The organism is Aquabacterium sp. (assembly GCF_036279675.1).
In the GTDB taxonomy this organism is placed as follows: domain Bacteria; phylum Pseudomonadota; class Gammaproteobacteria; order Burkholderiales; family Burkholderiaceae_C; genus Aquabacterium.
The window spans coordinates 1-5,225 of record NZ_DASUIS010000007.1; the positions used below are offsets into that span (position 1 = coordinate 1).

At 62.4% G+C, this 5,225-nt stretch carries 5 protein-coding genes; all 5 read left to right on the forward strand.

The window, feature by feature from the left end:
- A partial coding sequence (locus VFW93_RS00825; RefSeq protein ID WP_414639547.1) for a hypothetical protein occupies nt 1-195 on the forward strand: 195 nt, incomplete at its 5' end.
- Between the two features lie 14 nt (nt 196-209).
- Nucleotides 210-590: a response regulator transcription factor gene (locus VFW93_RS00830; protein ID WP_329692097.1), complete on the forward strand. Its 381-nt coding sequence runs from the start codon at nt 210-212 to the stop codon at nt 588-590.
- Between the two features lie 82 nt (nt 591-672).
- On the forward strand, nt 673-3,441 hold the full coding sequence (locus tag VFW93_RS00835) for a PAS domain S-box protein (RefSeq protein WP_329692098.1): 2,769 nt from the start codon (nt 673-675) through the stop codon (nt 3,439-3,441).
- Between the two features lie 79 nt (nt 3,442-3,520).
- Nucleotides 3,521-4,213, forward strand: coding sequence for a TVP38/TMEM64 family protein (locus VFW93_RS00840; protein WP_329692099.1), 693 nt, complete (start codon nt 3,521-3,523; stop codon nt 4,211-4,213).
- A gap of 340 nt (nt 4,214-4,553) precedes the next feature.
- Nucleotides 4,554-5,225, forward strand: a 672-nt coding sequence (locus VFW93_RS00845) for a DUF6160 family protein (RefSeq protein WP_329692100.1), incomplete at its 3' end; no start/stop codon positions are given.

The following is a 5,225-nucleotide window of genomic DNA, read 5'->3' on the forward strand; positions in this document are numbered from 1 at the left end:
GAATTCGACAGCGTGGATTTCGTGCTGGAGATCCCTGCAGGTGCGCCTGCCGCGCAAGACGCACAACTGTCGGTGGAGCAAGCGCAGCGCTATGCCCGCGACATGTCTCAGCTGTTGGCCAGAAGCATGGCCAAACGCGCAAAGCTGGATGACAAGAACAACGCCGACACCCCTGCCAATGCAGACAAGGCGTGAAACCGGAGAGCAACATGACCCACCGCATACTCATCGTTGAAGACCAGGCCGACATCTGCAAGCTCATCCGCATGACGCTGGAGTTTGGCGATTTCGAAATCCACGAGGCCCATGACGGCGAGACGGGTTTGAACATGGCCAGGGCTGTCAAGCCGCACGTGATGCTGCTGGACGTCATGATGCCCGGCTTGCTGGATGGCTATCAGGTCTGCAGCCGCATCAAGCAGGACCCTGATCTCAAACAGATTCAGGTGATCATGCTGACAGCGCGAGGCCAGGCCACCGATCTGCAGGCAGGTTCTGCCGCCGGCGCGGATGCCTATCTTGTCAAACCATTCAGCCCGCTGGAGTTGATCGAGCGGGTTGAAGCCATGGCAGACACGACGCCTGTCTGATTGACATGGCCATGTAGCGCCAGTCATCTCTGGCCAGGCGCGCCCGGTAACCTTGATGGCATCGTGCCAGCAGGAGATGGTCGTGAGCGAAGGTGCGGTCAATGACGATCTGCCCGAGGCCGTGAACCTCGTGTTGACGCGTCTGGAGAAGCTGACCGGGCACATGCCCATGGCACGCGTGGTCGTGCTGATTCTGACCACGGGCCTGTTGCTGACTTCTGCCGTGATGGGGGCCGTCTGGTGGGCGGATCAATACCGCACGAGGCAGGCATTCGATGCAGCCAGCAGCAGGCTTCAGGTGATGATGCAGGAGCGCCTGGGCAATCGCATTGCCATGGCAACGCAGGTGTCCGAGTGGGCCAGTTCGTCGTCGCCCTTGTTGTCCGGGGGCAAGAACACGGTCTGGACCTCCAATGGGCTCACGCTCATGGATGCGCATGGCGCGGTGCCTGAGCGTCTGGCGCAAAGGCTGGCCATCCATCCGCAGCAGAGTCAGGATCTGGCCACTTGCATGGCCCGCATGCCCATTGATCGCTCGATCCAGTTGTGCGACGTGAGCAGGCATGCCGATGAAGCCGTTCAGTGGTTTGTGGTCGAGCGTGTCCGTGCCCGGTCCGGGGGCTGGGTCTTGCTGCCTGTGGACAACAGCAACATGGCCATGCAGCTGGATGACGGCATGTTCTGGCAGGTGCGAGCCCGCCTGCTTCAGGTCGATCGGCATGCAAGCATCGATGACGCGGCCCTGCGTTTCATCGACATCGACGTGCCTGGAACCCAGGCGCACCTGCCGGTCGAGTTGAGTGGCGTGGCGCGTCCTCAGACCCTCATGGACTCCTGGGCCAGGCAGACGTCGATGTGGGTGGCCGGCAGTGCGGGCGTCCTGTTCACGCTGGCGGCCTTGCACGTCTACCTCATGCTCATCTCGACGCGCAGGCGGGCCGGGGCCATGGCGCGCGAGATGTCTGCGGCGCTGCAGCACACGCAGTCACGCAATCAGGCCGTGATGGACACCGCACCGGATGCCATCATCATGACCGATGGGGCAGGGCATGTGCGCTGGTGCAATCAGGCAACCACCAGCCTGTTCGGGCGCACGCTTCAGGAGCTGGCGGGTCAGCCGATCGGCTCGATCCTGCCTGTCATCGGTGCCAGGGATGTGGATGCCTGGTTTGCACGGCATGGCTTTTCCAACCGGGTCATCGGTTTCGAGACAACTGGCCTGCGTGCGGAGGGCACGGCCTTTCCGGTGGCGTTGTCGGCCAGTCGCGTGCAGCTGGATGACGAACCCATCCTGACCTTCATCGCGCGCGATACGACGGATGCCAAGTGGGCGGAGCAGGAACTGTCCTTGCGCGACCGGGCGCTGGCCTCTTCGGCAGATGGCGTGATCATCACGTCGATGACCTTGCCCAGGCAGCCGGTCATCTACGTGAATCATGCATTCGAGCGCATCACCGGCTATGAGGCGCACGAGGTGCTGGGGCTCAATTGCAAGATCCTGCAGCGTGACGACGTGGATCAGCCCGCCGTACAGATCATGCGCGAGGCCATTCGAAAAGGCGAGAGCTGCAAGGTGGTGGTGCGCAACTACCGCAAGGACGGTAGTCTGTTCTACAACGATCTGGCCATCTCGCCGGTTCTGAGCCCCGAGGGCGTGTTGACCCACTATGTCGGTGTACAGACGGACATCACCGATCGCATTGCGGCCGAGCAGGTGCTGCATTTGCGCACGGAGCGCCTCAATGCGGTGTTCGATCTCAGTCCGGACGGCTTCGTCGTGCTGGACAAGCGTGGTGAGGTCAGTATCGTGAACCCAGCATTCGAACGCATGACCGGCATGCTGGCGGGGGACATGGTCGGGCAGTCTCGAGATGCCTTTGAAGAGGCCTTGATGGCGCGTTGCAAGTCCAGTGAACTGGACGATGCCAGCACCGTGGCCCCTTTGGCCGGGCATGAAGCCGAGGCCGATGGCGCCAGTCGTGCGTCCAGGCAGCTGCTGCACCTGCACACGCCCGCCGTGCGAACCCTGGTGCGCAGGGTGAGGCAGGGCGCCCACGACAACGAGACGGTCATGTATTTCCGGGACATCACACACGAGCTGGAAGTCGACCGCATGAAAAGCGAGTTCCTGGCCATGGCCGCGCATGAATTGCGCACCCCCATGGTCAGCATCTTCGGCTTCACGGAACTGCTGCTCAAGCGCAACTTCAACGATGAGCGGCGCCAGGATATGCTGTCCACGATCCACAAGCAGGCGAGCATCCTCATCAACCTGGTCAACGAGTTGCTGGATCTGGCGCGCATCGAGGCGCGCCGGGGCAAGGACTTCAAGCGGCAGTTGCAGCCCATCGGGCCGATCATCGAGCAGGTGCTGGAAGGCCTGAAAGTGCCCGGAGACCGACGCAAGGTCCGTGTGCACATGGCCTCGCCGCAATGCCTGGTGTGGGCCGACACCGACAAGCTGGGGCAGGCCGTGCTCAATGTGCTGTCCAACGCCTACAAGTATTCGCCCAATGGTGGCGAGATCCATCTGCACGTGAAGCAGTATCCCGATAGCGCGCAACTGGTGATCGAGGTGGAGGACCATGGCATCGGCATGACGCCAGCGCAACTGGCCCGTGTGTTCGAGCGTTTCTTCCGCGCAGATCCCTCAGGCAACATCCCGGGCACGGGGCTGGGCATGAGCCTGGTCAAGGAGATCGTGAGCCTGCACCAGGGCGAGGTCGATGTGCGCAGCGAGTCTGGCCAGGGCACCACGGTGCGCATCACCTTGCCCGCGCACATGGATGGGGCCACACAGCCCCCCGAGACCCGGGGTGTAGAGGACGACACCAAGGTAAGCACCGGCTGATTTCTGGTGCGTCTTGCCTCAAGATGCTGCAGCCTGTGGCATGAGGGGTCAGCAGGCGCCCCGCTTGATGGAGTCTGTTGTGAGTGACAAGCCTGTGGCTGCCGGTGGGCAGGTCTGGCGCTGGCTGTTGCTGGCCGCGTACCTGTCGATCCTGGTGGGATTGACTGTGCTGCTGCGTCAGCCGGACATGCGCCACTGGCTTGATCCGCAGTCTCTCAGCGAGACGGGGCGCAACTTGCTGGCGCTGCCCTTCGGCCCTCTGGCCGTCATCGGTGGCTACGTGGTCGCCGTCATGCTGGGCATGCCGGTGCTGGTGTTGATCACGGTAGGCGCCCTGATCTTCTCGCCATGGCCGGGTATGGCCTATGCCCTGATCGGCATGGTGGCCGGGGCGACGGTGACCTATGGCATAGGGCGCTTCACCGGTGCACAAACCATGGACCGCTGGACCAAGGGCCGTCTGGCCTTGCTGTCCAGGCATCTGCAACAACGTGGCCTGGTGACCGTCATGCTGGTGCGGGCCATGCCGGTGGCGCCCTTCATCATGGTCAACATGGTGGCGGGGGCCTTGCGGGTGCGACTGCGCGATTACGTACTGGGCACCTTCTTTGGTTTGATGCCCGGCACGATCATGATCTCCCTGTTCATGGACCGATTGACCGAGGCCTGGCGCGACCCGGGCGTTAGCAGCTATGCCGCGCTCGCTGCATGCGTGCTTGTGCTGATCGTTGTTTTTTGGTGGATGCGGCGCAAGCTGAGGCGCACGGCCTGAACGCGGGCCGTAGGGTGGGTTTCCACTCGAATTCAAGGGGCTCAGGCCCCTTTTTTGTCGCCATTTGCCAAGTCGCCTTCGGTCCCTTCAGGGCTAGCACTTAAGGGGTTTCCTCGCCCTTCATTGAGGTGGTTTCGAGGGTCATGCGCTTGGCCTGTGAGGCCAGTCTCGCATTTGTATCAAGGCGTGATGATTCGTTCACGCCGCAGCCAGATCGCCGTGGTTTCGATGCCGACGTCGCATCGGGCCAACCGGACAGTCTGATCACCTGAAAGGTTGCACGAGCTGGCGCGGCGCGAGATCCACTCACTCACACACATACATACATCTGGAGTTCTACATGCAAGCATTCAAGCTTTCCGTTGTTGCCCTGGCTCTGACCGCCGTGGCTGCTTCCGCTTCCGCCATGTCCTCGATCGACGACGCAGCCCTGAGCCAAGTCAGCGGCCAGGACGGCGTGTCGATCGCTGGTGACCTGAACATCAACATCGGTTCGTTCAAGTACACCGACACGGACGCCACCGGCGGTTCCGTGACCTTCGGCGACATCGGCATCAAGGGCCTGTTCGTGATGACCATCGACATCCTGAACAAGGGTGCCTTCGTCTCGACCGTGGCTGACTCCATCGGTGCTCGTCTGGGCCTGAGCCAGGCTGACGCCAACAACGGCAAGGCCCTGGCCGCCGCTGCTGCCGCTGGCGTGGCGCCCACCGTGACCCCCACCGCTGGTGGCGTGACCGTGGCAACCGAACTGGGCAAGCTGACTGCCGCTTCGTATGACGCCTTCGGTGCTCAAACGGCTCAAGCCGTGTACGACGGCGCTTCCGACGTTGTGCAGTTCGCCTTCCCCAACGCCAAGCTGAACTCGGCTCTGACCCCCAGCATCACGGTCGGTTCGATCAAGATGGGCAGCACCGCTGCTGACGGCACACGTGGCACTTCGGCTGCTTCGTTCGGCTCGTTCGCCATCAACAACATCGACATGCAAGGCACCAAGGTCTGGATGTGGGCT

Coding starts and splice junctions, on each gene's coding strand:
- VFW93_RS00830 (WP_329692097.1), top strand. CDS start 210: ATGACCCACCGCATACTCATCGTTGAAGACCAGGCCGACATCTGCAAG.